17 protein-coding genes are annotated in these 26,147 nt (G+C 52.7%); 11 read left to right on the top strand and 6 right to left on the bottom strand.

What is annotated here, in order from left to right:
• Nucleotides 1-197: 197 nt before the first annotated feature.
• Nucleotides 198-1,238 carry a sugar phosphate isomerase/epimerase family protein gene (locus SH302x_RS16355; RefSeq protein WP_479363471.1) on the top strand — a complete coding sequence of 347 codons (1,041 nt, stop codon included), beginning with the start codon at nucleotides 198-200 and terminating at the stop codon, nucleotides 1,236-1,238.
• Between the two features lie 276 nt (nucleotides 1,239-1,514).
• On the opposite strand, the gene SH302x_RS16350 is transcribed toward SH302x_RS16355, so the two are convergent.
• The 4 genes from SH302x_RS16350 to SH302x_RS16335 all read right to left on the bottom strand — a co-directional run bounded on the left by SH302x_RS16350 (nucleotide 1,515) and on the right by SH302x_RS16335 (nucleotide 7,695).
• Complete coding sequence (locus tag SH302x_RS16350; protein WP_479363470.1) at nucleotides 1,515-1,868, bottom strand: DUF3467 domain-containing protein; 354 nt, start codon at nucleotides 1,866-1,868, stop codon at nucleotides 1,515-1,517.
• Nucleotides 1,869-2,027: 159 nt separating this feature from the next.
• A complete protein-coding gene (locus tag SH302x_RS16345; protein ID WP_479363469.1) occupies nucleotides 2,028-4,268 on the bottom strand; it encodes a hemolysin D in 2,241 nt (746 codons plus the stop codon).
• A gap of 48 nt (nucleotides 4,269-4,316) precedes the next feature.
• Nucleotides 4,317-5,606, bottom strand: a complete 1,290-nt coding sequence (locus tag SH302x_RS16340) for an HlyD family secretion protein (protein ID WP_479363468.1) — start codon at nucleotides 5,604-5,606, stop codon at nucleotides 4,317-4,319.
• 46 nt (nucleotides 5,607-5,652) lie between these two features.
• Nucleotides 5,653-7,695, bottom strand: a complete 2,043-nt coding sequence (locus SH302x_RS16335) for a GAF domain-containing protein (RefSeq protein WP_479363467.1) — start codon at nucleotides 7,693-7,695, stop codon at nucleotides 5,653-5,655.
• A 261-nt stretch (nucleotides 7,696-7,956) separates the two neighbouring features.
• Here SH302x_RS16335 and SH302x_RS16330 point away from each other — a divergent pair, with 261 nt between their 5' ends.
• Together SH302x_RS16330 and SH302x_RS16325 are read left to right on the top strand one after the other, a co-directional pair.
• A complete protein-coding gene (locus tag SH302x_RS16330; protein WP_479363466.1) occupies nucleotides 7,957-8,931 on the top strand; it encodes a hypothetical protein in 975 nt (324 codons plus the stop codon).
• A 356-nt stretch (nucleotides 8,932-9,287) separates the two neighbouring features.
• Complete coding sequence (locus SH302x_RS16325) at nucleotides 9,288-11,684, top strand: FAD-dependent oxidoreductase (RefSeq protein ID WP_479363465.1); 2,397 nt, start codon at nucleotides 9,288-9,290, stop codon at nucleotides 11,682-11,684.
• Between the two features lie 78 nt (nucleotides 11,685-11,762).
• Here the strand turns inward: SH302x_RS16325 and SH302x_RS16320 are convergent, their stop codons facing one another.
• Entirely contained in the window at nucleotides 11,763-13,712 is a 1,950-nt protein-coding gene (locus SH302x_RS16320; protein WP_479363464.1) for a GumC domain-containing protein, read from the bottom strand.
• A 255-nt stretch (nucleotides 13,713-13,967) separates the two neighbouring features.
• On the opposite strand from SH302x_RS16320, the gene SH302x_RS16315 reads away from it, so the two are divergent.
• The 6 genes from SH302x_RS16315 (at nucleotide 13,968) to SH302x_RS16290 (ending at nucleotide 20,467) form a co-directional block, all read left to right on the top strand.
• Nucleotides 13,968-15,347 (top strand): S41 family peptidase, encoded by a 1,380-nt coding sequence (locus SH302x_RS16315; RefSeq protein WP_479363463.1) that lies wholly within the window; start codon nucleotides 13,968-13,970, stop codon nucleotides 15,345-15,347.
• Between the two features lie 10 nt (nucleotides 15,348-15,357).
• Complete coding sequence (gene tssG / locus SH302x_RS16310) at nucleotides 15,358-16,383, top strand: type VI secretion system baseplate subunit TssG (RefSeq protein WP_479363462.1); 1,026 nt, start codon at nucleotides 15,358-15,360, stop codon at nucleotides 16,381-16,383.
• Nucleotides 16,384-18,261, top strand: coding sequence for a serine/threonine-protein kinase (locus SH302x_RS16305; protein ID WP_479363461.1), 1,878 nt, complete (start codon nucleotides 16,384-16,386; stop codon nucleotides 18,259-18,261).
• 350 nt (nucleotides 18,262-18,611) lie between these two features.
• Entirely contained in the window at nucleotides 18,612-18,800 is a 189-nt protein-coding gene (locus SH302x_RS16300; RefSeq protein ID WP_479363460.1) for a hypothetical protein, read from the top strand.
• A gap of 122 nt (nucleotides 18,801-18,922) precedes the next feature.
• Nucleotides 18,923-20,029, top strand: a complete 1,107-nt coding sequence (locus SH302x_RS16295) for an AI-2E family transporter (protein WP_479363459.1) — start codon at nucleotides 18,923-18,925, stop codon at nucleotides 20,027-20,029.
• A 93-nt stretch (nucleotides 20,030-20,122) separates the two neighbouring features.
• Complete coding sequence (locus tag SH302x_RS16290) at nucleotides 20,123-20,467, top strand: cupin domain-containing protein (RefSeq protein WP_479363458.1); 345 nt, start codon at nucleotides 20,123-20,125, stop codon at nucleotides 20,465-20,467.
• A gap of 121 nt (nucleotides 20,468-20,588) precedes the next feature.
• Here the strand turns inward: SH302x_RS16290 and SH302x_RS16285 are convergent, their stop codons facing one another.
• Complete coding sequence (locus SH302x_RS16285) at nucleotides 20,589-21,782, bottom strand: dienelactone hydrolase family protein (RefSeq protein WP_479363457.1); 1,194 nt, start codon at nucleotides 21,780-21,782, stop codon at nucleotides 20,589-20,591.
• A 287-nt stretch (nucleotides 21,783-22,069) separates the two neighbouring features.
• Between SH302x_RS16285 and SH302x_RS16280 the strand changes: the two genes are divergently transcribed.
• Nucleotides 22,070-23,488 carry a hypothetical protein gene (locus SH302x_RS16280; protein WP_479363456.1) on the top strand — a complete coding sequence of 473 codons (1,419 nt, stop codon included), beginning with the start codon at nucleotides 22,070-22,072 and terminating at the stop codon, nucleotides 23,486-23,488.
• The gene (locus SH302x_RS16275) at nucleotides 23,485-25,929 is read left to right on the top strand and encodes a PVC-type heme-binding CxxCH protein (protein ID WP_479363455.1); all 2,445 of its coding nucleotides are present in this window, start codon (nucleotides 23,485-23,487) and stop codon (nucleotides 25,927-25,929) included. Before SH302x_RS16280 ends, SH302x_RS16275 begins: the two co-directional genes overlap by 4 nt.
• Nucleotides 25,930-26,147: the final 218 nt, after the last annotated feature.

Genomic DNA, 26,147 nt, shown 5'->3' with positions numbered 1-26,147 from the left:
GACTCATAACACGTGGCGAATGTCAGGGAATCGAGTTGACCGTTCCCAAGCTAACGCTTCGGATTCTGCATTCCAGCTCGTTGACGGTGTGCACCTAGTACTGGCACATTGTTATACAATTGAGGTGCTGAGTCATGTATATTGAAGCTTCAATTTTTTCGATCCCTCCCGCTTTGTCCCACCAGAAGGTTACGCTTATGCAAGGCCCGTTCGCTCAAAACAAATCAATTGATCGTCGTGATATGTTACGCTGGAGCACAATCGCTTTAGGACTTGGGGCTGCGGCTGGCAGCATTGATAGCACGTATGGCCAAACACAATCAAGCAACGTTCCTGCAACTGGCGATAGTCGCAAAGGTGCCACTAAACGTTATCGTATGAAGAAGTCCATCAATCTTTGGGCCTTCCCATATCCTGATCGTATGAGTTTGCGTGAGTCGATGCAATTGGCAAAGAACGCTGGGTTCGACGGCATTGAATTGAACTTTGATCTCGAAAGCGACCTGTCCCCGAAGGCAAGCCCAAAAGAACTAGCGGCGATTCGTCAAATGGCTGATGACATCGGGATAGAAATCAGCGGCTTGTGTTCGTTTTTGTTTTGGCCATATCCATTGACTAGCAATGACCCTGAGAAGCGTGCGCGTGGTTTAGAATTGGCGGGCTTGATTGCAGATGCTGCTCATCATATGTCGGTAAAAAATGTCTTGGTCGTGCCAGGGGCGGTACATATACCGTGGCGCGACGATCACGAGCCAGTACCGAATGATGTTTGCGACTCGCGCGCTCGTGAAGCGATTGGAAGTATGGTCGCGGCGGCTGAGAAGCGAAAGTTATCGCTGAATATTGAGAACATCTTTTTTAACGGCTATCTGCTCACTCCGATGGAGATGAATGCATTTGTCGATAGCTTTGCTAGTGAAGCGATCCAAGTCCACTTTGATACTGGAAACATTGCGATGTTTCAGTTTCCTGAGCATTGGATTGCTATCTTGGGCAAACGAACCAAGAACATCCATTTCAAAGAGTTTACCAAGAAGGGCACCGACTACTCGCTAGAGACGTTCCGACCGTTGTTGGATGGCACCACGAATTGGCCCGCAGTCACAGAATCGCTAGAGCAGCAGGATTACGAAGGCTTTGTGACCTTCGAATACTTTCATCCCTATACGCATTATCCCGAGGCGCTCATTTATCAGACTTCCGATTCATTGGATAGAATCTTGGGTCGTAAGTCGTAACGCCTTGCCGAACTGGGGCTGAGCCTTTAAACGGGGCAACTAGCCGCAGGGCAATAGCCCCGGTTGTCCGGCTCGCCGTCACAAGAACCGGGGCTATCGCCCTGGGGCTGATCGAGGTGTGAACGGTTACGTTTGTTGTTACGGCAAACGGTGAGTGCTTACTACCTTTGCCCCCTCGCGAAGGAGGGGGAAATAGAAACGGACGCAGCCCGCGGGTCATTACTATCGCAGCGGGCTAAGCCTTGATCGCAGCGGGCTAAGCACTTCCAACGAACCTTATCCAGGTTGCTGAATGCGCAAACGCTTGTTGATATCGGTTTCCAAAACTCCGAAGACGGCTTCGTGTCGTTGGACCGACATTTGTAGTGCCGCTAGCAATCGCTTGGCGGTAAAGAAATTCAGAATAATACGCTGCTTGACATAGATCGGGTCCTTGGGGACACCCACTGGTTGTGGATTCAAACCAAAATCGATGATCAACTCTTCAGGCGATCCGGTCACGCGACAGAAATTGGCGTATAGTGCCAGTGCGTCTTCATCTTTTACTTGTACTTGTACGGTTTGCTGCTGAGCTCGCTGTGGCTCCACAGCGCCCTTATCATCCTGTGCAGTTGTTTCATCTCCGGACATGGGATAACTCCTTATTAATTCCTCAAGAAATGCAAAACTTGCCAGAGTTACTCATCTCTGGAATTGCTTTGCTGTTGTTTTAGCACGAACTAAACATCTGCGACAGTACGAATACAACATTATGCCGCTAGCAGCCGATAACTCACCGTCAGGATCGAACTAAAACTCAAACTTGAAGGTCTTGTTAAGGAATCGCATAAAGCGCCATCCCAAAGACTTCCACTCCAAATGAATCTTCGCCTGCCCACGGTAGCCAACTCGCAATGGCACGTGCGACGATTCGATTGGCACTCGCGCTTGATAAGATGTGCTGATCGGGCGCAATCTGCCGGAAGGATCAGCGATCGTTTCCAGCGATCCGCCGGCCTGAGCTGCTAGGGACTGCGGAGCTTCTTTCATCTGTGCCTGTGACACTTTTTCAATTTTCCCGTGAATGCTATTGAGCCGCGCGGAATCGAGCATCATTTCGACATCGTCGCCAATCTTCAGCAATTCAACATCCATTTGATCGACAATCATCACCGCTTCCATCCTGGAGGGGTCCGCGACAAAGCAAAGCAAATCATTCTCGGAAAAATAGGCGTCGGCATTCTTGGTAGCAAACGGGGAACCGTACCAAGTTGGCAACTGTTCGTCGTCCACCTTTCGCGTTTGGTCTTCCTTGCTAGGTGGTTCAATAATGACGCCGTCCCGACGTGCGAGGATCATCAAGTTCTTGCGTTTCGATTGTGTAATCGCGATCAGTTCGTCTTTGCTGGCAACCTGAGCTCGTTGCTCTTGAATTTGATTCTCCATCGCTGGGTCAACCGCCGCTAACAGTTGAGCTTGTTGCAGTCGCACTTGAGCTAAGTCGCGCTGCGACTGATAGCTTAACAAGTCCATCTCTAGCTGCATGTCCTTCAGTTGAGCAATCGGCTCGTTCATCTGAACCATGTCACCTGGGCGTTTGTTCCATTGGACCAGTACGCCTGGTTGAATCACGCGGACTTGATAAGCGTCTTGCGGTTGGATCTCAAACGCACAATTGACATGAAAGGGCAGCGGTACGAAAACAACAAAACCGATCACAGCAGCCAAAACTGCTAAACTGCCCAGCACGCGCTTTGGCTTCATTTTTGCGGCCTTTCCAGGTGTTTTAAAGAACTTGTAAGTTTGTTTGATCGGCTGAGCGACCATTCCTATGAATCCGACCATCGCGATCGTGCGTCCAACAGACTCGAGCCCATACGGTTTGAGGACCTGATTCAAGAACCAGATAATTCCGAACACGACCACCCAACGATAGATCCCCGCGGCGACGGTAAAGGTCGCGAACCAAAACTTGTTACGCTGGGGCAGGAATGGGTTGTCTTGCAGTTCTAATCCCAAGCATGTCTTTTGGAACCATCGCTTCAAGACTTCCGTCGCTTTCTGACGCAAGTTCGGTATCTCCATGATGTCCATCAAGATGTAATAACCATCGAATCGCAATAGCGGATTTCCATTAAAGACCACTGTTGAAACCGAACAGATAAACATCACCGACAAACTTAGGAAGTTGAGCATGCCAGGTTGACTGAACCACCACAAATACGTCGCAATGGACGCCAAGATCAATTCGACATACATGCCCGCTGCACCGATAAATACTCGCTGCCACTTGTTAGGTAACATCCAAGAATCTGAAACGTTGCAGTATAAACATGGCGTGAAGACCAACAGCATTACGCCCATCTCATGGCACTCGCCGCCGAACTTTTTGCATGACAGACCATGCCCGAATTCATGAAGGATCTTGACCACCGCCATGGTCAATCCCAGCCAAATCCAGTTGTCCGCCGCAAAGAACTGCTGGAACGACGGCAGCTTGGCGGTAAACGTTTGCCATTGAACGAAAACCAACAGCAAAGCGGAAAGACCAAAAGCGATCGCACATAGCAACGCCCATGGAGTAAACAGCCAGCCAAACCATGGCAACAGCTTGTTCAGAATATTCTCTGGATCGATGCCACGAAATCGCATGGCAAAGACATTCGACAGCTTGCCGAGCAACTCTTTGCGTTTTTTCTTGTCGCCACGGCGACGCAACTGCCTGCCTTGGCCGCTGTTGTTGCTGATCAATAACCCGCTGCGATGCAGCATGCCCACAAACTGCTGGAGTTCCTGCAGCGAGATTCGCTGAGGCGCAAATTTCGCTTGAAACAACTCGCGAATCGATTGCAGCGAACGGTGCCCATCCAACCAATTGAGGATGCAGTACTCTTCCTCGTGGAATCGGAAGTAATTCAATCCAATCGGATCTTTGACCACCCAATACGAGCGGCCTTGGTACGTTTGCTTCTTGGAACGCAAGTCAGGGCGTTTCCGCAATTGCAACGAACGTGCGGCACTGTTGACAAAGGAATCCGCCAAGGAAGTCATGCTGAACCAAAGCCCGATCGCGTGATGAAATGCAAAGCGCCGCTTGCGTTAAGGCCGAGTATTGATGCGGATCATGGCGGTCATGCCTTCACGAAACAGCCACTGATCGTTCTCTTTTTGATTGGGGATTTCGACCCAAATCTTGTAAGCGCCAGAAGACTGCATAACCGGTGAAACGAAGCCAACCTTGCCTTTGACCTCCCGAGCTGCACCTGGATACAACTGGATCGTAATGTCCGCAGGAGCTCCCAGCAGCATATGCGGGGGAGCTTCGAGGCTGTCGACGCGAACCATACCCACCACGCGCAGTTTGTCTAATGAAACCAACCGCATAATCACATCTCCAGCGCGAACCCATTCAAAAGCATGCTTCTTCTTTTCCGCCAGGATGCCATCGAACGGCGCGCGAATGGTCCGCATCTCAATCTGTACTTCTGCAGCTCGCTTCTTCGCTTCGTTAACTCCCACCGCAGAGAACGCTTCTTTGTTCTTCAGTTGAGCGACCGTAATGGCGAGTTCCGAGCGATGATGTTCTAGCCACTTCTTCCGATAATCGCCAGCACTCTCCACTCGGCGATTCATCAGCTCTTTGCTGTTCTCTAAATCTTGATTAGCGACTTGCTCGGCAGACTTCGCATACTGAATCTCCGAATCATCTTTGCTCTTTTCAATCGCCGACTCCAGTTCCCGCGTGGTTACCTGCAATTCCGCTTCTGCAAGCCGCGTGTCTAGTTCGACGACGATACTATCTTTTTGAACCAAATCGCCTTCGCTGGCAGTTAGCTTGGTAATGATTCCGTCGGCATGAGCAGCGACTTCGATGTCATCTACAAACTTCAAGTTCGCGAAATCGACGACGACCACTCCATCCACAGTTGCTGTCGAATCCGCAGACGTGGACGCATAAGTTGGCCGGTCTGTGTTGGGAGCGAATTCCTCGCGTGGCATTGCGGGGACATTAATACCGTTGGGTACCGCCGGCAAAGTTTCCGCATTATCCAACAGCCGCGTTTCCGCCACGGTTTTGATCTGGGAGGGGCGACCATCAGCCCCCAGCGAGTTGAGCCGCTGTGTACCAGTTCCCGCATTGATAGGCGACGAAGGATTGTCGATCAATTTGTAGTTGGGATCGTTAGCGTCCAGCGCAACGTCGACAGGTCCAGCGGCAGTTACGGAAGCCATGTTTGCTGGCGTGCCCTGCGGACCCACCGCCTGGATGACTTTGGAGTCGGGAGCCGCTTTTCCTGAAAACGCTTCAGGCAAATAATCGCAACCTGGCTGCAGCAATGCCAGTGCACAAAATGCGATGAAAGGTTTGAGTTGTAATGAATACTTCATATAAAAAACACTCGATGAGAGGAGGCAATTCGGAGGTAGATTGAAACTAAAAAATGATGTTCGCACGGATCCATTCCGGGATCTCATGGAACCACGCATAACCTGCAGCCGCCTTACCGCATTTGACATCGACAATGACTTCAGCACCTGGAAGCTCGGATATACCTTCCATCGTATCGGGCACAATTCGCAGCTTCACCGCAGTTCCCTCGTCGCCATTCATCTCCGCTTGTTGATGAACGCCCGAGCGATACAGTTTGCCTTTATGATTTTTCGAAGGGTCCGACTTCAAGATGAAATCGACTGGCAAATATTCCTCTGTGGTTTCAGCAAAGGCGGCGTCGATGTGCTTCATTCGCTTCTCTGACATTAACACTTCCAACTCCCAACCTTGCTGGAAGTTCGCCACGTTCAACAACACTTGTCCGGTTACGACCGGTCTGGCTCGCAACGTTTTTTCTACGTCCCAGGTTGTTACGATGCCATCAATCGGACTAGTTCGGACAAGCTGCCGCATCTGCTCCAGGATCAATTCTTCTTGAGCTCGCAGGCTGAGCAATTGTTGATCGCGTTCGGCTTGCTCCGATGCCAAACGACGACGTTCCACTTCACTCAAGTTGGGCACTTGCAGTGAATAGCTGGCCGAGTTCCTGGCTTTGTTCGTGATATCACGTTGCCCCTGGATCTCTTTCAAGCGGACTTCTAATTCATTATTCTTCAGCAAGACGACTTCCTGACCCGCTTTGACATAATCCCCTTGCTTGACCAACACGCTTTGGATCTCGCCGTTGACGTGCGCGTAAACGTTGCGTTCCGAAGCGGGCTTTAGTTTCCCTTTGGCTTCCATATCAAAATCGATTTTGACCAAGCACAATGCGGCGATCGCTAGCCCAATTAATGTCAGGATGGACAATGTCTTGGGAAGAGCCGACCCGCGGAAAAACCATGTCGCTCGGTCCAGCGTCTTCCAGACAGGCATCAAGAATAGATTGCTGTGCACCAGCGAATTGGACATCGCTCTGCAAGCATGTTCGTAAACCAAGTCCACGCGGCCTTCTAGCTCCGTCCGCGATAGTTGAGTTTCGATCTGTTCGATAATGATCGCACCAATAATCGTTCGGTGTCGCCCACGCTGATCGATCGCTTCCCGATCAGCCATCACGTCGCCTTCGATCGGTTTTTCAGGTTGCAGAATTGGCAACACGGTTACCGTACGGCCATGCGATAGGTCGACATAATCCTCAATCGCTTCTTCGATCTGAGGCGGCAAATCTTCTGTGGCCCCGTCATACCACAGCGGTTCTTTCGAACGTACGACGCGCGTTGCAAGCGTATTGAGTGCTTGGATCTCGTTAGATCGGTTTTCGATCGAGTCCTGTGCGCTGACGGCGATCACTTTCGCCTTGTTCCGTTTGACCGTCGCGATACTGACACGATCGCACTGGATTAAACGGCGGCCTTCATTGGCAATGGTAAATGCCGTATCTCGCAAATCTAAGCTATTGTGCACCAATCGCGCGAACTCGTCGGCCTGCTGCCACAGTTCCTGCCGCGTCGATACTTCCTGTAAGGCATGTCCTTTCAACCATTCTGATATGAATTTCGCAATGTGCTCGATGAAGCGCAGGTAACCACGTTGCGCATCGGCTTGGGTGTCTGGTCGCTGATATACCTCGATAATCCCAACCGGTTTGGAGGCTGAAACCAGCGGAGCCAAAATCAGCAGATATGGAGTTGGATTCGCTAATTGTTCTTTGTCACCAAACACCGCGTTGGGCGAAATCAGCTCGGGCTTGCCTTGCTGCATCACCTGGGTCAACAAGCGACCATGACGTTTGGTGTCTTCACCCTCTTCGCTAAGTTCGTCGGGTTGCGTTTGCACTTGATACGACAAAGACAACGAACCGTTATCAACCAGCCAGACTGCACCGCCAGGGGCGGCCAAGGCTTGCACAATCCGCTGCAGAACCGCTGGATAATATTCGCTGGGCTCGCATTGAGTCTTGGACAAATCGCCAATTTCATTGACCAACGTTCGTATCTGACGTTTGGTGCTTTCAACGCTTTCATCCATCGATGCGCTCGACATTCGCTAACCGCCTCACTCTGGCTTTTCCATGATTGGGTGTGAACTTACGAGGTTAGACAGGCCCAGGCGGCTTGCAAAGTTCGTTGCCGTACCAAGGTTGCGGATTCCACAAACCTAGGGCCATCTATGTCGACTAAGCATTCTGGAACGGACAAGCTGACCGGACCGATTGGGACGTCCAAGCCGAATCTATCGATTACAAGAACTTAACAAATTGGCCTTTCCAGCCTCCCAAACCCGAATTAGCATGGTTTATACCAGATGTATAAACGACATGGCAAGATTCTTCCCACGGATTTTTCGGAATTGTCCGATACCCACTCAATGACGGTCCCCGAGCGACTGGAGCTGTTTGAACAGTTTCTGCGGGGAGCTTTGCAGGAAAACGCTGGCCGAACGTTCAGCGATTCTGCTTGTTTGGAGTGGCCAAGTGAACTGATCGGATCGCTTCGACAGCTTTGGTCCGCCGACCATGCGACGCTTTGGAAGCTGTCCAGCGACGGCCCAGATCGTGTCGCCTACAGCGGCCACCGTGGAGAATTGAGCTGGTCGGCAGCGGATCCGACCAAAACGCGGCTGCTGCAGTTAGCCAGCGGACAAGCAGGGATTCTTTGGGTCGAGCCGTCCAGTGGCTCGTCCGCGTGCTTGGTCTTTGGGCGGATAGAAACTGGAAGTACGCCGCAATCGTCGATGGTGGTTGAGCTGGCGTATCAAGTCAGCCGAGCGGCCGAATTGCCGATCCATCGCGACGCGATATTGTTGGGGTTAGAGAACTGCGTGGGCTTGGTCGAACGTTATGCCAGCTCGCTTTGGTTGCCGATCGGCTTACCCCAGCGGACCGCTTCGCTGGTCGATTCCGTCGCCTTGGATTTATTGCAACAGCGGCGATTGCTTTGCGACCGTATCACGCAGCAGTTAAGGTCGCTGGAGGGCAAACGGCTACCGACATTAAAAGAAAACCAGCAGATGGCCCGCGCTGTCCACCTACTGCTCGAAGAGAATGGCTTGCGATTGCAATGCCCAACCTGCGGGGAAGCGGCCATCTTGCGGTGCCTCAAAGCGGGAAATAGCACGACAGGTTGTTTTGTTTTTGATCATCGGATCCACGGACGACGCACGATGCATGGCGGCCGCAACGAACTGCCAAGCTTGGTTGTGATCGACAAACCGCATCGCACCGTTGCAACTGGCCAACGCCAACCGTCCGCCATAGCCAGCCAACTCCATCCGTCTTAGCTTTGCACTTTTTGCAACCGTTCACGCCTCCATTAGCCGCTGGGCGATAGCCGCGGTTGTCTTAGCGTTGGACCTTTTGCAAACGTTCACGCGTCCAATAGCCGCTGGGCGATAGCCGCGGTTGTCTCATGTGCAAGGCTACAAAAACTTGAGCTTATTCCCTGCCGCTGAGCGCGGTGTCGAGGTGTGAACGTCTACTCAATTTTGCGTCAGCATATTGCCCCGCATGCAAGGGGTTCCATCAGCGATACAATGCCCCACGGTAACTGCTCGTTGAAGGGAATTGCGTTGGATCGACGTGGTGGCTTGAACAGTTACGCGAAACATAGAAGCTTAGTTGCCCACAGAAACCGCGCATGGATCTTTCACTCGAAAATCTTCCCAAACATTTACAGCAGCGCTGTCGTTGGCTGACTGCACAACAAATTGATCCTCAACGATATGGCGTTGTGTATTGGATGCGCACCGGCGTCCGAACCGATGAGAATCCTGCTTTGGACGTGGCCAAGCTTCTGGCCATCCAATTGAAGCAACCGTTGTTGGTTTACCATGCGCTCTCCCAACGCTATCCGATGGCGTCCGATCGACATCATCAATTCATTTTGCAAGGTGCACGTGACGTGCAGTCGGCGTGTGCACAGCAGTCGATCAGCTATGCATTCTACTTAGAGACTTCGCAAACGCGTCAGCCAGTGCTGCGTGAGTTGGCTAAGCAAAGTGCGCTGGTCATCACGGAAGATATGCCCACTGACCCCGCGCGCCTGTTTGCTCAAGCTTTAGCCACGAATAATGAAGTCTCGATGTTGGCGGTCGATACCGCTTGCGTAGTCCCCATGCAATTGGTCGGTCGAGCGTACGATCGAGCGTTCGAGTTTCGGCGAGCGACCGCCAAGCTATACGCGGAACGAGTTAGCAGCGATTGGCCTACTGTCGAACAAACCGCGTTGCCCTATGACCTTGAACGCTTGTCGTTCCAACCGCTGGATCTGCAGCACGCGGATCTTGCGGAACTGATTGGGCAATGTGACATCGACCATGGTGTTGGCCCAGTGGCCGATACGTTGGGCGGTTCTACCGCGGGATATACTCGATGGCTTGCGTTCTGTGGCAAAGGGCTTCGCGATTATGCAAAGCTTCGCAATAACGCGGCGATCGATGGCGTCAGTCGCATGTCAGCTTACTTGCACTATGGGATGGTGTCGCCGATGCGGCTTGCACGGGAAGCAGCCGATCGGCGGCATGAAGGAGCTGAAAAGTACTTGGACGAGCTATTGATATGGCGCGAGCTTGCTTACAACTTTTGTTTCTATCGTCCCGAGCACGGTACGTTGAAAACGCTGCCCGCTTGGGCGCTGGAAACTTTGAGCAAGCATGAATCGGATGTTAGGCCGCAGATATTGAGCTGGGAGCAGCTTGCACGTGGACAAACGGGAGATGCGTTATGGGACGCTGCACAGAAGTCGCTGCTGATCCATGGCGAGCTGCACAACAACGTTCGCATGACTTGGGGCAAAGCGATCTTGCAATGGACGCCAGATGCTAAGACTGCGCTGCGAATGCTGATCGACTTAAATCACCGCTATGCGCTTGATGGGCGCGATCCCAGCTCTTACGGTGGGCTGCTCTGGTGCCTAGGGCAATTTGATCGTCCTTTTACACCGGAAGAACCGATCAGCGGTACGGTGCGCGGGAGGTCAACCAGCGAGCATGCTCAGCGTATGGACCTTGCAAAATATGTTCGTAAAGCGACTTTGCCACGCATGCGCCATGTGCCGACAGTGGCAGTCATCGGAGCTGGCTTGAGCGGTTGCGTTGCCGCGAGAACTTTGGCCGATCATGGTTTTCGAGTGACAGTATTCGAGAAAAGTCGCGGCGTTGGCGGTCGCATGGCGACTCGCCGCACAGCAGCGGGGGGGGCGTACGATCATGGCGCTCAATACTTCACTGCTCGGCATCCTGATTTCCGTCGTTACGTGCACGCTTGGCGTCAGCAAGGCCTTGTCGATTTGTGGAACCCTCGCATTGCGGTGGTTGAGCATCAGCAGCAGACGCTGTTGACTAGCAATCCTGATCGCTACGTTGGAGTGTCCGATATGAAATCGATCTGCCGGCATTTAGTCGAGGGGTTGACGGTCGAGCTGGGCTCGCAGGTCGAATCGATTCAAGCCGCCGAAACCAACTTGTTACGTTTGAGCGATGGTCGCGAGTTATCGGACTACGATTATGTGATATGCAGCGCACCGGCCCCACAGTCGGCCAAGCTGCTGAGTATCGATCGTAAGTTGTCGGCGCAGATCGCTCAGATTCAAATGTCTCCATGCTGGGCGATGATGTTGCAATTGCAACAGCGTTTATCGGAGACTTGGGATGCCGCGTTCATCAGCGGTTCCAGCTTGCGTTGGCTTGCTCGCAACGGAACCAAGCCGAAGCGAAGTGAGATTGCCGAGACGGTCGTGGTGCATGCTGCGTTCGAGTGGTCTGCGGCGAACATTGAGCGAGAGCCAGCGGACGTAGGAGCGGAAATGCAGTCGGAATTTTTGGCTTTGTTTGATCTTCCGCCGAGTGCGATTGTGGAGCAGAGTGTCCATCGTTGGCGTTACGCGATATCGGAGCACACGCATCCGGAACGTTGTTATGTTAGCGATTCAGGTCGCTTGGTGGCTTGCGGTGATTGGGCTGGTGGAGCGAAGATTGAAGGCGCGTTTTTGAGCGGTATGGCGGCCGCGGGTGCCGTGCTGCGTCGTGCTCGATGACGTGCATGACCGGTCGCATGTCGACCGGCAAAAAGATTGCGGATGACGGTCAAACGACGATCCCAACCATCGGCGATTCTAACGATCGCCTTTGGAGCGAACGGCGACTTGCATTGGCGCATCCACGCTCTCTTCACTGCGAGGTCTGGTACGACGCTCACCGGTATCGGCAGCAGCTTTCGATTTCTGGTCAACGACATGTGGCAACGTCGTCTTGTTGTCCGACTGCGATTCTCGTTCGCGTTGTTTGTCTTCGAACGCTTCCTGAACCTGCGACAATCGTTCTAAAATGGTCAAAGCCGAATCATCTTCTTTAGTCTGGCGTACCTTCTCGGCCGCGCTCTCATAGTCCTTCTCGTCGGCCATCAACGATTCCAAGCCGACGGCTGGAGTGGTCTTGCTGTGTTGTGCTAGCGCGCTGCGTGCCGCGTGCATGTTGCTGGACCGATCAGCCGACAATCGTCGCTGTAGTGCAAGTTCCGCATCGGTGGGAGCGGTTGCGGGGGGGGCTGGGACGTCCGTCACCATCGGCCGTAGTCGTGGCGTAGCAGGTTGGTTGGCAGCGCTGGGTTCCGGAGTTGGAACTGCAGGAGCTTGAGCGTCCGATGCGCGGCGATCGGTGCTCATTTGGTCGCTAGAGCGTCGTCCAAATCGCCCGGCGCCATCGATTGGCGTTACCGCGAACACGAAGCCTAGGCCAAGCAACAATCCGCCGATGGCTGCCATGGCAGTTAAAGTGATCCGGCCGGGACCGATCGGTTTATCGGTAACTTGTGGGGCATCCAACAAGGTTAACAAGCTGACCGAGATCGACGCTTGCTTCGAAGCGTACGCTTCTGCAAGTTGGCGTTCTGTTTCTTCCAGGATCGTGCTGCGCGTCTTGAGTTCAGCGCTCAGGTTCGCATATTGCGTCCGGATATTCGCCAAGCTGTCGAGGCGTTCTTCGGCCAACTCTTTTTGCCGGTTCAATTGGTCAATGCGTTTCTGGCTGGTCTGGATGTCTTGCACCAAAGTGACCTTCGATGCTTGCAAGGAATCAATCAAGCGCCGTTCGATCGTAGTTTGAGCATCATGGGCAGCCACAACCAGGGGGTGGGCGTCGGTATATCGTCCTTGCAATTGCGAAGTGCTCAGTTGAGCGTCGGCCAATCCCTCACGCAGCTTTTTGAGTCCTGGTTGAGCGTTCAGCAAACTGCCTGGAGCGACCACATACGCTGTTGGATCAGCGAGCGCTTCGTCTAGCAACCTTTGATCGGCCAGCAGTTGTTCCAGTTGAGCTTGCGCGACTCGCAGTTCATTCATGATCGTATCGATCTGCGACCGGGAAGTGGACGAGCCAATCGTATCGGTCAATCCACGCAGGTCAGGCAGCAGCGAGCCGGCTTGAGATTCCATGCGTTGAATGCGTTCCGTAGTCTCAGACAGTTCGTGTTGAGCGGCAAGCTTCGCGGTTTCTAGCTCGCTGATAATACTGGTGGCGCGTGCCTCGCGAACTTGACGAAGCCGCAAGTCGAGCGCTTTGGAGACCGCTTGCACCAGCGTTAGAGCCCGCTTCTGGTTGCTCGCTTCGACGTCCAGGTAGATCACCTCCGTGTTCCCAAACTCAACACCTTTGGGAGCGTGCACGGAGACGTTTTGGGTGGCAAAGACTTCGACTTCGCGGTCCGTTGGAAACTTGTCGGTCGTTGCCGGCAAACCGATCAGCGACCAAGGCGACCACACGGAGCCTTCTGGGCCAACTTCTTGCAATGCGGAGCGGATGACTTGACGATTCTTGGACATTTCCATAATCGTCTCTTGAGCTGCTTTCATTTGCGATTGCGACTCAAAACGTCCCAGTCGCATCATCGTCGCTTTGGCTTCATCGCGAACCAGCAATGCTTGGGAGGCTCGATAAGTGTCCTGTTTCAGTACAAATGCGTACGCTGCCCCTAGAGCACCAAACACAAGAGTGGTACCAATCCACAAAGGAGCCCACAAGACGATTCCGCGTAGAATCGATTTGACGGCAGGTTGTTGTAAAAACATCGCTTGGCAACTCGCATATGAGTAGGATATCAAGGACGCGAGCGGTTGAGCCCTTTGCGATGGCTGAGGTTGCCATGGCGTCGGATCTGTAGTCAACTATCCGCTATCGTCCAGCGAGCAAACCTAGCTCTTCATAAAGAATCGATCACGTTTCTCGTTATCTAACGAAGAACTCTTTTGAACAGGCGCTCGCAGAATTGATACAGTCGCTACAATTAGAGTTGCGATTACGGGAAACTTAACGACTGCGAAAAAATGACTGGACGAAATCTTCGAATATTGATCATGGCCATGATTGGCTGCTGTGCCTGCGCGGTTCAAGCAAGGCGGTTCCGCGACGTCAGCGACATTGCGTTAGCCATGGACATGGTGCAGCAGTTGTACGTCGAACCAGTCAATCGAGCGGACATGAGTCGATCGGCGCTGTCAGGCATGCTGTCCAGTTTGGATCCTTACAGTGGCTACATTCCGCCAGATAACTTAGATGCCTTTCGTGCGCAGATAGAGCAGCATTTCGCGGGCTTGGGAGTTGTCATCACCAAGTCAGCCGAGGATGCGCCGCTGCGAGTGGTCCGTACCATCCATGATGCGCCGGCGGAACGAGCTGGTTTGAAAGTGGGCGAATTGATCTTGGCTGTCGACGGTCAGCTTACCGCTCCGCTGACGACGGATCAAGCGAGCAAGTATCTCAGGGGCCCTCCTGACTCCAAAGTGGTTCTAACCATTCAATCAGCCGATGGCGATTCGACGCGGGAGGTCACTGTCCAACGTGCTATGATCGAAACGCCGTCGATCATTGGTGACTATCGCGATCAGAATGGGCGAACGATTCACCGTATGCAAGCGGATGATCAGATCGCTTATATCCATATGTCTGTGTTCGGCGAGCAAAGTCCGAAGGAGATGGAGAAGTTCTTGCGCGAGGAAGCCAAAGGAGCCAAAGCGGTTGTATTGGACTTGCGCGACAATGCAGGAGGCCTATTGGATACCGCGCGAGATCTGTGCGATATGTTTTTGGACGCGGGGACGATTGTTTCGACCAAGGGGCGAATCGCTCAAGCGGCCAGTGTGATCAAAGCGAAACCTGGTGTGTTGCTGCCCAGCGAGATACCGCTCGTAATATTGATTGACGAAGGGTCTGCTAGCGCGTCGGAAGTGATGGCCGCTTGTTTGCAGGATTTGCAGCGCGCTAAAGTGGCGGGCCAGCGCTCGTATGGCAAAGGCTCGGTCCAAAACGTGATCGAAATGGATGGCGGTCGAGCGAGATTGAAACTGACCACCGCCTATTGGTACTCGCCTAAGGAACGAAGGATTCACCGCGACTTAAAGAATCCGCAGCAGAAAGAATGGGGAGTCGAACCTGACCCCGAACTGAAGGTAGAACTCGACAGCAAACAACGTGCGGCGGTATTCAATCGCATGTTTCGACGCGACTCCGGACAACTCGGGCTCAGTGACGAATCTTCAACTGCGGAAACGCCATCGGACACGCAAGATGCTGCGCCAGGTCAATATGATATCCGCAGTTTAGGCAGCGCCGAATCGATCGATCGGCTGCTTGCGGCCGACCCCAGTTTGATTGACGATCCGCAATTGTTGCGTGTCTTGTGTTGGATTGACCAGCAGTCGAAGTAGGTTGCCGTAGATGACATCAGAACAAACGCTGGAAACGGGCATGCTAGAGAAGCTGCAATCGAGTACCGATTTTTTCGCTGCGATTCGTTACTTGCAAGTGGTCTCGAAACGTCGCATCGGTGACGATACTAATGTTGCCGATGAACCGATCCATTTGGCGGCCGATCCATCGATCAGCTATCCGGCGACTGAAGTGGCTCGCATTAGCGACGCAGCGGATGGCAAGCTGACTGCGGCCGTATCGTTCCTTGGCCTGTTCGGACCATCGGGTGCGCTGCCGCAGCATTACACGCAAGCGATCATCGATCGATTGCGAGCCAAAGACGCGACGTTACAAGATTTTCTCAATTTGTTTAATCATCGTTGGCTATCCTTGTTTTACCGAGGCTGGGAAAAGAATTTTCTGCCCGCCGCTTATGAGACTTCACAGGCCGCCGGTCACGAGGATTCCGTCACACAGTTGCTTTGGTGCTTGGTTGGCCTGGGTACTGACGGCTTGCAAGCGCGAGTCCGATTTCGTGAATCGATTTTGCTGCATCACAGCGGGCATGCATCCGCTGGCCGTCCGACCGCCGCTTCACTTGCTGCCATTATCTCTGATAGTTTTGGTGTGAAAGTCGATGTGCAACAGTTCCGAGGGCAGTGGATTCGGATTGATGCCAGCGATCAAAGCCGCATGGGCAGTGCGCCGCTGGGCAGTTTGCTGAACAATCAACTGGGGCTGAACGTCGTAGCTGGTACACGTATTTGGAATGTTGAGAATCGATTTCGAGTGGTGATTGGCCCATTACGGGCCACGCGGTTTCGCGAGTTTTCGCCGATGGGTTCGGTATTAGGTCAGTTGTTTGACTTTATTCGCATCTATGTTGGTCCCCAGTTTGATTATGATGTGCAAGTGATCTTGGACCGACGTGACGTGCCAGGGATTCGCTTGGGCTGTCAAGAAAATCCCGGTCGTCTAGGTTGGAATACGTGGCTTGGGAATTGGCCTTATCAGCATGATCCTGGTGAAGCTGTATTCAGTGAAGGGAACTAAATGGATTTCGAATACTTAGGGCCCTACAAGATCGATTCGATTTTGGGCAAAGGCGGCATGGGGTCTGTTTATAGAGCCCATCATGCAAAGACGGGTGAAGTCGTGGCGGTGAAGATTATCGCAGATGCGATCGCCAACCAAGAACGCTTTCGCCGCCGGTTCGACGCCGAGATCGAATCGCTGCGTCAGCTTTCCAATAAGCATATTGTCAAACTGGTAGGCTACGGCGAAGAGAAGGGGCGGCTTTTCTATTCCATGGAATATGTGGAGGGAGAAACGCTGCATGATAAGATTAAACGACAAGCGGTCTTGTCCTGGCAAGACACGCTGCGATATGCGATCAGTATTTGTTCTGCTTTAAAACACGCGCACGATATCGGCGTTATCCATCGTGATTTGAAGCCATCGAATCTGCTCATCGATAAAGCCGACAACCTAAAGATCACTGACTTTGGAATTGCCAAGCTCTATGGTAGCACGGATGAAACCGCGTTGGGATCGATCCTTGGTACGGCAGATTTTATGCCGCCGGAGCAGGCCGAAGGAACGCGGGTGACAAGACAAAGCGATTTGTATGCTTTGGGGGCGGTCATGTATACATGTCTATCGGGGCGATCGCCGCATTATGCAAAAACGACTCCCGAAACGCTTTACAATGTTCGCTATAAAATCCCCGATCCGCTCAGCCAACGGATTCCCGGCGTCCCTCGCGAGCTAGACATCCTTATTCTTGAACTGCTGGAGAAAGATCCAAAGCTTCGGCCAAAAACAGCACTCGTGGTCTGGAATCGTTTGGCCGCGATGCAAGCGGGGCTCAGCAAATTCCAAGAGCCACAAATATATCGTAAGTCTGACACAGCCATCGCCGATGGCTACCGAAACATACCGGAGTCGTCCATCGATCTAAGCGAATTAGATACACATCTGGCGGACGAAGTGAGACGGAAGTCCAGAGATGCGACACAGACTCGAGTCCCAGGCGATTTGACCGAAGCGGTATCGGCTGAAGCGCCGGCGACCAAGGGGAAAGATGTTACCTTCGCCAGTGAGGAACTGATGGCGGCGTCGCATATGGGACACACAACCAATGTTGCCACGCACTTGACGGCTTTGACGAGCGATGCAGCAGCACCTGGCGGAACTCCGACTACGCGTTTCACCACCGTCGAAGAAGAAGCGCCGCGCAGCCGACGGATGACGTTCGAAACTCAGGAGCAGCCGATTGGTAACTGGAGCAACTTTTTGTCGATTGCTACGTTGAGCATCGCTATCCTGGGCTGCATCGCTGCAATCTATTATTCGACTCGCAAGCCATCGGCCGACACGCTCTATCGAACAACTCTGGCCGCCGTCGCAAGCTCAGCGTCGCTCGATACGATCGAAGTCGCTTTGAAGGATTTCGAGACTAGCTACCCGAACGACTCGCGGCTGAGCGAATTCAGCGATTATCAAGAAGAGATCGCGATGCAGCGAAAGGTCAATAGCTTAGCGCGCCGCGCGCGCAGAACTGGCGATGCGACGGTCTCGCCGCTTGAACTTGCGTTTGTGGAAGCCATGCAGATGCGAGACCAGAACGAGCTGCAAGCGATCCAAAGTTTGCAAGATTTCTTAGTCGTCTTTCAAGATCGGACACTGCTGGACCCGGAACAAAAAGAGTTAGTCGATTATGCAGCCCGCGAACTGCAACGGTTGACGAACATTGAGTCTCGTGGCGAAGCGAGCAAGGCGGATTACTTGGCCGACCAGCTTAACTCCGCGTTGCAATTGCCTCCCGCAAAGCGGCGAGAATTTTACCAAAGTGTCATCCGGTTGTATTCCAACAAACCCTTTGCCAGCGAAATTGTCGCAAAAGCGAAACGCTTGCTGGACGACCTCTGAACGAAGCAGAATCATAGCGAAGCAGAATCATAGCTATGTCTCGTTGCCTTGGCAGCAATCGACTTTTCGTGATTCGATTTGCAAGCCAACGGTAGATCGGCCAATGCTTGCATACTTTTTGATCGCTGATCGGTAACTGCCATTCTTGTTCGACTTGCAACTCTGGTTGCAAATAATTCAACGTTCAACTTGCCGTCAGGTTCGGTTTTACGATTGACTGCTAGTAATAATAACTTGAAACCCTTGCAATTTGAGGGACGTAATCAAAAAACGCTGATTGACGAGAAAGTTGGCCCGGAAAGTGCATTACCCAACATTCAGATGTTTACCTTTTCTCGTAGGAGCAAGTTATGAAGACCATCCGACTCTTAACAGATCGTGAAGTAGCCAAACGAGTCCGCGCGATCAAGAAGACCTGGACGAAATCGGAACGTGACGCTCGATCAATAGAAGCTGAAAAGCGTCAGCAAAAGCTGGCTTCGATGCTAGGGCTGATCGTCCAAGAGAAAAGCGGTCCGACGCTTCATCACGCTAGCTGAACGCGGGAGCGGCTCAAGGTTCAGTGGTAGTACGAGGCGGTGGGCTACCGCATCATAGGTCATGACTCTGGAGTGTGGCTTCCGTCGTGCCTGCTTCAGCATCGCCTCAAGGACGCCGCTCAATGCAAACGCCACCAAAATCGCAAGCCCATGGTCGCTACCACGACATCGCGGTCCGATCGTTGATCGTTGCCAGCATAGTGATTGGATTGTTACTGCTGGTTGCATTCTTGTGGTATGCCGTTCACGTGATCCTACTGTTGATCGCGGCGGTCCTGCTAGCAATCTTGTTATCCGCCGCCACGGACTATGTGGAGGGCAAAAGTGGGCTAGCACGTTCATGGTCACTGGGAATTGTGCTGCTGCTGTTAGCCGCGTTTTGCGTGACTCTGGGCGTGTATGCTGTACCCATATTGGCAAATCAAGCCAACGAACTGACTCGCAAGCTGCCTGCATCAGTGGCCAGCATCGAAGCGTATCTTAATAGCAATGATTGGACGCGATGGTTACTGAGCCATATGCCCGCCCTGGAGTCGATGCTGTTGCAAAAGAACGACATGTTTCTGCGAGCCGGAGGGGCTTTGACCTCGATGTCGATGGCTTTGTTCAGCGGATTCATTGTTTTCTTCGTCGCCATCTACCTGACAGCAGATCCTGGCCTTTACATGCGAGGCATCTTGCGGATGGTTCCCATCCAGAGACGCGAAAGGGCGAGCGTTGTGTTGGCGTCGGTCGGTTACACGCTCCGATGGTGGCTGATCGGCCAATTGTTCGTGATGTCGGTTGTAGGCGTTCTGACAACGATCTGCTTGTGGTTGTTGGGTATGCCCATGGCATTGCTGCTGGGATTCGTAGCTTTCTTGTTGGATTCCGTACCAAACTTTGGTCCAATCGTCGCCGCAGTGCCCGCTGTGCTCTTGGCGATGGTGGAATCACCGCAAATGGGGTTTTATGTCATCTTGGTCTATCTGGCGGTTCAGCAGTTTGAGGGGTTGGTTGTTTCCCCCCTGGTCATGCAGAAGACCGTCAGTATACCACCCGTGCTGACGATCCTGGCGCAGATTTTTATGGCCATCGTTGCCGGTCCACTTGGCGTCTTGCTGGCCGCTCCGTTGACCGCAGTGGTCCTTGTTCTCGTCAAAATGTTCTATGTCGAAGACGTGCTCAGCGATGATATCGCAACGCCTGAGGATAACATCGAAGAGAAAGACAAACCTGAGCTGCCTTGAGCAGTTTCTCGGATCAATATGATGAAATGACGTTACATTAAGACTGCATGAATGTAGTTTAAACGGCGGCAACTATCCCTCAGGAGTTATTCCATGGCAATCCAACATGCACAAGCTGGCGAAATTGTTGATGTACGACCGCTTGGTCTGGAACTTAGTAATACAAAAACGTATGCGGTGATTAAGACGAGCCACTTTGAGGTTATCCGATTGATACTTCCAGCCGGCAAAGTTATCGCAGAGCATCAAGCGAAAGGGGACATCACCGTCCAATGTTTGGAAGGTCGGATTCATTTCACGGTCGCAGGCAAGCCGCTTGAGATGACAGCCGGGCAACTGCTTTACTTGAATGCGAAGCAGCCGCACGCAGTAACCGCTATTGAAGACTCAAGCCTCTTGCTGACTTTGTTGCTACCTAGCACGGCAAACGAAGCATAACGAAGGCATCTTCAGCGGACAATTGGCAGTACGCTTTGCTTTTTTTAATCGCGGTTGGCCTAAACAGCTTCCGTAACGCAAGTTGTATTGGGTATTCCAAAGCTTGTTTGCTCCTGCCGCGTTACTCGGCTGCGGTGACTGGATCTGACGCTAACCAGTGCTCAAAGAAATCGAAGATGATCGCATTGGATTCCGCATTTGGCGAATGCTCAGGACGATTGCTCATGCCAACGCGATCGTCGAATCCTAAGAGCTTGTTCACTGCCCGAGCATGATTCAGAGCTTGCCAGCGCTCGGGAGGATCTTCCGAACCTCCTGATACCAGGAATGGCCGCGGAGCCATTAGGGCATGCAGCTCGTGCAGATCTCGTCCTGCAGCAGTCAGACTTGGATAAAGTCCGTGAGCGGGATTGCCAGCGGTGATCACTCCTCGAGTTCGCCACGGCGGTGGATAGTAGCCTAGATACCAAGGCTCCCAATAGTTGACGTTCGGGCGACTTTCGTCAAATACGATGCCTGGATCGGACCACGCTGCGCACGCAAACTGCTCGAACAAACAAGATGCAAACATCGCCCATTTTCCGCCGAATGAATGACCCACGATGCCAATCCGAGCGGAATCAACTTCTGGCCGTGACGCTAAGACATACCAGCCATTTGCCGCTGCATATCCCAGCATCGCAAGCGGTTGCACTTGAGCGTCATCCAATGATGGATAATAGAGCGAGTAAGTTTTAGCGGCAGTCGCTTCCGTCGTTCCCAGTGAAAGGACGACGAAACCTCGACGCGCTAACTGGATACCGAAATCCCGATATTCCTTACCATCGCCAATCGCTGTTTCCGGTTCGTAGAACACCGTCACGACTGCAGGCCGCTTTCCTTCGCCATCGGGTATCAGGAGATAAGCAATGGTCGTCTCTTTTGGAGTCCACAAGAAACGGATCTTGAGTTGACGAAAATTCTCACGCTGCTGTTCATCCAGCACTTCAACATTCGGCTCGGTAATAAGTGCAGGCCATTTCCCAAGCAGTTCTTGCCAGTCGTTCAGCAGTTCACCGCGACGCTGTGCCCATGCTTCTTTGGTAGCAACAAGCTGGCCATCATTAAAGATCAAGGGCGAGCGGTAGTTGCCCAACGCATCTTCCAGTCCGGGGGGCGGTTGAAAGTGCGTCGCAATGCGACTCCACGCTGTCGTTGAAACCGATTCGACATCGACTTGTCCACCGCGTTGCTCCTGCGTCCATGCCACTGAAGTTTCCATCCACAGGCAGCACAGCGCCAAAAACTTCAAGCCAACTCGAATTGCCTTCGTCATAAGAGCTACCTCAATTAAAACACGAACTAAAATCGTATTCCATCGTCGGACGATCGCCGCAGATGTGCCTCGTATTGTACCCGCTGCTGAATATAAACGTGTAGAATGGATCACGCTCTAAGTGAACGCGGTCATGTGTGACTGGTTGCCGCTGAGCGTCCCTTCCCCGTTTCCAATTGCGGTCAAAAAGCCAAAAACTGCGCCCCACCCCTGAACAACACGCCGGTTCGCGTTCGTGAACGGCTAGCCTTCATCTCCCCCCGCCTCCTTACAAGTCGAGCTGATCGATGAATATTGCATCGAAAACTTTACCACTCTTGGTCTGCAAATTATTCGCTTTGTTGAGTATTGGGCTAACCCATGCGAGTCTCCTGGTTGCGGCCGATGAGGAGCCTTCCGGTAGGCTTTCGGTGGCCACCTTTGACGTCGACGCGACGCCGCCGGTTGGCTTCATGATGGCTTACGATCTCGTTCGGCGCGTTGATGAGCTTGGCTTGCGGTGTCGCGGCATTGTGATTTTGGGTGCCGGTGAACCTATTGTGTTGTGTGCTGTAGATTGGATCGGTATTGCAAACGAAAGCCAAGATGTCTTTCGGCAGCGAATTGCCCAGGCCGCTGGGACTTTGCCCTCTCGAGTTGCGGTCCATACGCTGCATCAACATGATGCACCGCGTAGTGACTTTGGCGCAGAAGCGTTGTTGCAAGAAATTGGTGCCACGCAACTGGGCGCTCACGATGGCACGTTTGCTCGCGAAGTGCTCGATCGAGTTACACTCGCTATCCAAGCGTCATTGAAAACAGCGACTTCCATCACGCATGCAGGCTATGGATCGGCTATGGTGAAGGAGGTCGCTTCCAATCGGCGTATTGCAGATGAGTCGGGCAGGATCATCGCGACACGCTACACAGCCACTCGAGATGAAAAACTGCGTGCGTTACCCGTTGGCATCATCGACCCAGAACTCAGCTCACTTTCGTTTTGGAATGGCGAGACTCCGGTCGCTGTGCTTAGTTACTATGCTTGTCATCCGCAAAGCTACTATCGAACGGGAATACCTAGTCCAGACTTTCCCGGCATTGCAAGATTCATCCGCAGCCAAGACACGCCTGGCCCTTTTTACGTCCATTTCAACGGTGCTGGTGGAAACATTGGTGCAGGCAAGTATAACGACGGCTCCAATGAGAATCGCTTGCTGTTAGGAAGACGTTTGGCCGATGCGATGCGTGAATCATTGGAGGTTACTAATAGATTTGAAGTCACATCGGCGCATGTTGGTTGGACAACTGAGGCTGTTGCATTGCCGCTAGCCAAACATCTGCAACGCGATAACTTGGCCAAAGAGCTCCGCAAATGGGATGGCGTTACCTATTGGGGAAGTCCCGACAAACTAGCTTGGGTCTTGCGTTGTGAGAATGGCCACAAGATCGATTTAAGCTGTCTCTCCGTGGGAGATGTTCGAATCTTGCACATGCCTGGAGAACTGTTTGTTGAGTACCAATTGGCAGCGAAACAACTACGACCTGATTTGCGCGTAGCGATGGCCGCTTATGGCGACTACGGCCCAGGATATATCGGTACTGCAGAAGCTTATGGACAAGGTGGCTACGAAACCAGCGAGCCCGCATCTAACGTGAGCCCTGAGGTAGAAGCGGTACTGATGAACGGCATAAAAGTACTGTTGCAAGTTGACGAGGCGCAGCCATGAGCGTACTACCGCGGTTGATTTTCGGATGCCTCGTAGGTCTGCTTGGAACACCAGCCTTCTCACAGCAATTGGACTATGCAAATGAACTGCCAAGGATACTGCCGACCGAACCTGGACCTGCCACGGCGACATTCCAAGTGGCAGAGGGATTCGAGATGCGTTTGGTAGCCGCCGAGCCGCTGGTAGCGAGTCCAGTAGCCATTGAATGGGATGCTGAAGGTGCGATGTATGTTTGCGAGATGCGTGGATATAGCGAGAACCGCGAGGATAAAATTTCGCGAATTGCAAAGCTGACCGATACCGACGGTGATGGCATTTATGATCAGCGCACCGAATTCGCTGAGGGTCTCCTTTGGCCAACAGCCTTGTTCCCCTACGATGGTGGTTTGTTTGTCGGCGATGCACCCCACTTATTGTATTTGAAAGACACCGATGGAGATGGCAAGGCGGACTTGCGACAGCGAGTGCTGACCGGCTTTGGAACTTCCAATGTCCAAGGGTTGATGAACTCGCTTCGATGGGGATTGGACAATCGAGTTCACCTAGCATGCAGTAGCCTGGGGGGCGAAATTCGCTTGGTGCATGACCAAGCCGATCGACCTGCACTCAATGTACGTGGCCGTGATCTTGCGATCAATCCGCGGACCTACGAATTCGAAGCGACCAGCGGCGCAGCGCAACATGGCATGTGCTTTGACGATTGGGGCCGCAAATTCGTCTCATCCAACAGCGACCACCTGCAGCAAGTGATGTACGAAGACCGCTACTTTGCTCGTAACCCTTTCGTTATTCCGCCGCCATCGAGGATCTCGATTGCTGTCGATGGCCCTCAAGCGGAAGTCTATCGCACTAGCCCAGTGGAGCCATGGCGGGTTTTGCGTACGCGGTTGCGGGTTTCAGGGCAAGCGAAAGGACCGATCGAAGGGGGCGGTAGAGCAGCCGGCTATTTTACCGGTGCTACCGGTGCCACAATCTATCGCGGGGATGCTTGGCCGCAGGCATGGAACGGGCTGGCAATTGTGGGAGATGTTGGCAGCAATCTGATCCATCGCAAGTATCTGAAGGCAAACGGTTTGGAATTCATCGCGTTGCGCGTTGACCAGCACAGTGAGTTTGTGACGTCGACCGATGTCTGGTTTCGTCCTGCTCAGTTCGCTAACGCGCCCGATGGTTCGCTGCATGTGATCGATATGTACCGTGAGGTCATCGAGCATCCGCAATCACTGCCCGATGAAATTAAGAAGCATCTTGATCTAACTTCCGGACGTGAGCGAGGCCGCATCTATCAAGTGGTACCAACTGGTTTTGTTGCTCCAGCGCGCAGTACAAATCTGAACCGGCTTAGTACACACGACCTTGTGGAAACACTCGCACATCCTAACGCTTGGCATCGTGAAACGGCAGCACGACTGTTGTATGAACGACAAGACCAAGCAGCTATTGCGTCGCTGCGGCGGTTCGTGCATCAATGTCCCTCACCGCTGGGACGGATGCATGCCATGCGCGCGCTCGATGGAGTCAGCGGGCTGGACGAGCCGACCTTGCTTGCAGGGCTCAGCGATCCTCATGAGCAAGTGCGAAGACACGCTGTGCAATTGATCGAGCATATCGATTTGACGCCTCATCTGTTGAGCAAGTTGGAGGAGCTGCAGCAAGATCCATCGATCGAAGTGCGATATCAATTGGCCTTTACGTTGGGCGTGCTCCCAGTTGAGAATCGCGTGGCGCGTTTGGCTGATCTTCTGCGGCAAGATCCGACTGATCGTTGGTTGAAAGCAGCCGTGCTCTGCTCGATCGGTTCGCAATCCGAGCAGCTTGGCGAGCTAATCAAGAACGAATCCCTCTTACGGGAAAGTACCGCTGAAGACTTCTTGCAGCAGTTGTACGATCAAGCCGCAAATCGACAACGCCATACGCAGATACGGCACGATTTCGCGGTGCAAGGTGGAGTGGACTCTGCGTCAGAAAAGCGTTCGGTTACGCAGGCAGAGCAGCGGCAGAAAGTGATTGACGCATATCGATTCTCTTTAGAAGCCAATGGTGATATCGATCGAGGTCGGTTGATATTCCGCGCCCAATGCAGCGGTTGTCATCGAGTGGAAGGCGTCGGTCATGAAATTGGTCCAAGCCTAGCAACCATCAAATCGCGAGGCGTTGAATCGATCCTCACCGCGATACTGGATCCCAACCGCGAAGTGAATCCGCAATATGTTCACTACATCATTTCGACGCAGGAGGGCCGAATGTTGTCAGGCAATATTATTGACGAAGGCTCAACCAGCATGACGCTGCGAAGCGCACAGAATGAGATCTTGTCCGTTCTGCGAATCGACATTGACGCGATCAAGAACACCGGTCGATCGCTCATGCCCGAAGGGTTCGAATCAACAATCGACGTCAATTCTATGAATGACTTACTCGCTTACTTGATGCGACTGTAGTTCGGCAACTTTTGGTCAAACCTGCGTGAACGGTAGAAAACGTCCCTAACTCAGTGGGTTTCGCCAAAGTTCCTTCTGTAAAATAGAATTTTGGCGAATCCCACCACGGCAAATTGATCGCTGCATCTCGCCTCAAAACTTTTTTCTTCCGCTCGGTCGAATTGGTAAGTTGCCAAGCGACTAATGCGAAAACCACATGCGATCCACTTTCAAGGAGT

It is taken from the genome of Njordella calcicola, from assembly GCF_056494125.1.
Note: the sequence above shows the minus strand (reverse complement) of the source record. Positions and strands in the feature narration are given on the sequence as shown.

Excerpts from the sequence above, each read along its gene's own strand:
- SH302x_RS16355 (WP_479363471.1), top strand. The coding sequence starts at position 198 with ATGCAAGGCCCGTTCGCTCAAAACAAATCAATTGATCGTCGTGATATG.
- SH302x_RS16350 (WP_479363470.1), bottom strand. The coding sequence starts at position 1,868 with ATGTCCGGAGATGAAACAACTGCACAGGATGATAAGGGCGCTGTGGAG.
- SH302x_RS16345 (WP_479363469.1), bottom strand. The coding sequence starts at position 4,268 with ATGACTTCCTTGGCGGATTCCTTTGTCAACAGTGCCGCACGTTCGTTG.
- SH302x_RS16340 (WP_479363468.1), bottom strand. The coding sequence starts at position 5,606 with ATGAAGTATTCATTACAACTCAAACCTTTCATCGCATTTTGTGCACTG.
- SH302x_RS16335 (WP_479363467.1), bottom strand. The coding sequence starts at position 7,695 with ATGTCGAGCGCATCGATGGATGAAAGCGTTGAAAGCACCAAACGTCAG.
- SH302x_RS16330 (WP_479363466.1), top strand. The coding sequence starts at position 7,957 with ATGTATAAACGACATGGCAAGATTCTTCCCACGGATTTTTCGGAATTG.
- SH302x_RS16325 (WP_479363465.1), top strand. The coding sequence starts at position 9,288 with ATGGATCTTTCACTCGAAAATCTTCCCAAACATTTACAGCAGCGCTGT.
- SH302x_RS16320 (WP_479363464.1), bottom strand. The coding sequence starts at position 13,712 with ATGTTTTTACAACAACCTGCCGTCAAATCGATTCTACGCGGAATCGTC.
- SH302x_RS16315 (WP_479363463.1), top strand. The coding sequence starts at position 13,968 with ATGACTGGACGAAATCTTCGAATATTGATCATGGCCATGATTGGCTGC.
- tssG (WP_479363462.1), top strand. The coding sequence starts at position 15,358 with ATGACATCAGAACAAACGCTGGAAACGGGCATGCTAGAGAAGCTGCAA.
- SH302x_RS16305 (WP_479363461.1), top strand. The coding sequence starts at position 16,384 with ATGGATTTCGAATACTTAGGGCCCTACAAGATCGATTCGATTTTGGGC.
- SH302x_RS16300 (WP_479363460.1), top strand. The coding sequence starts at position 18,612 with ATGAAGACCATCCGACTCTTAACAGATCGTGAAGTAGCCAAACGAGTC.
- SH302x_RS16295 (WP_479363459.1), top strand. The coding sequence starts at position 18,923 with ATGCAAACGCCACCAAAATCGCAAGCCCATGGTCGCTACCACGACATC.
- SH302x_RS16290 (WP_479363458.1), top strand. The coding sequence starts at position 20,123 with ATGGCAATCCAACATGCACAAGCTGGCGAAATTGTTGATGTACGACCG.
- SH302x_RS16285 (WP_479363457.1), bottom strand. The coding sequence starts at position 21,782 with ATGACGAAGGCAATTCGAGTTGGCTTGAAGTTTTTGGCGCTGTGCTGC.
- SH302x_RS16280 (WP_479363456.1), top strand. The coding sequence starts at position 22,070 with ATGAATATTGCATCGAAAACTTTACCACTCTTGGTCTGCAAATTATTC.
- SH302x_RS16275 (WP_479363455.1), top strand. The coding sequence starts at position 23,485 with ATGAGCGTACTACCGCGGTTGATTTTCGGATGCCTCGTAGGTCTGCTT.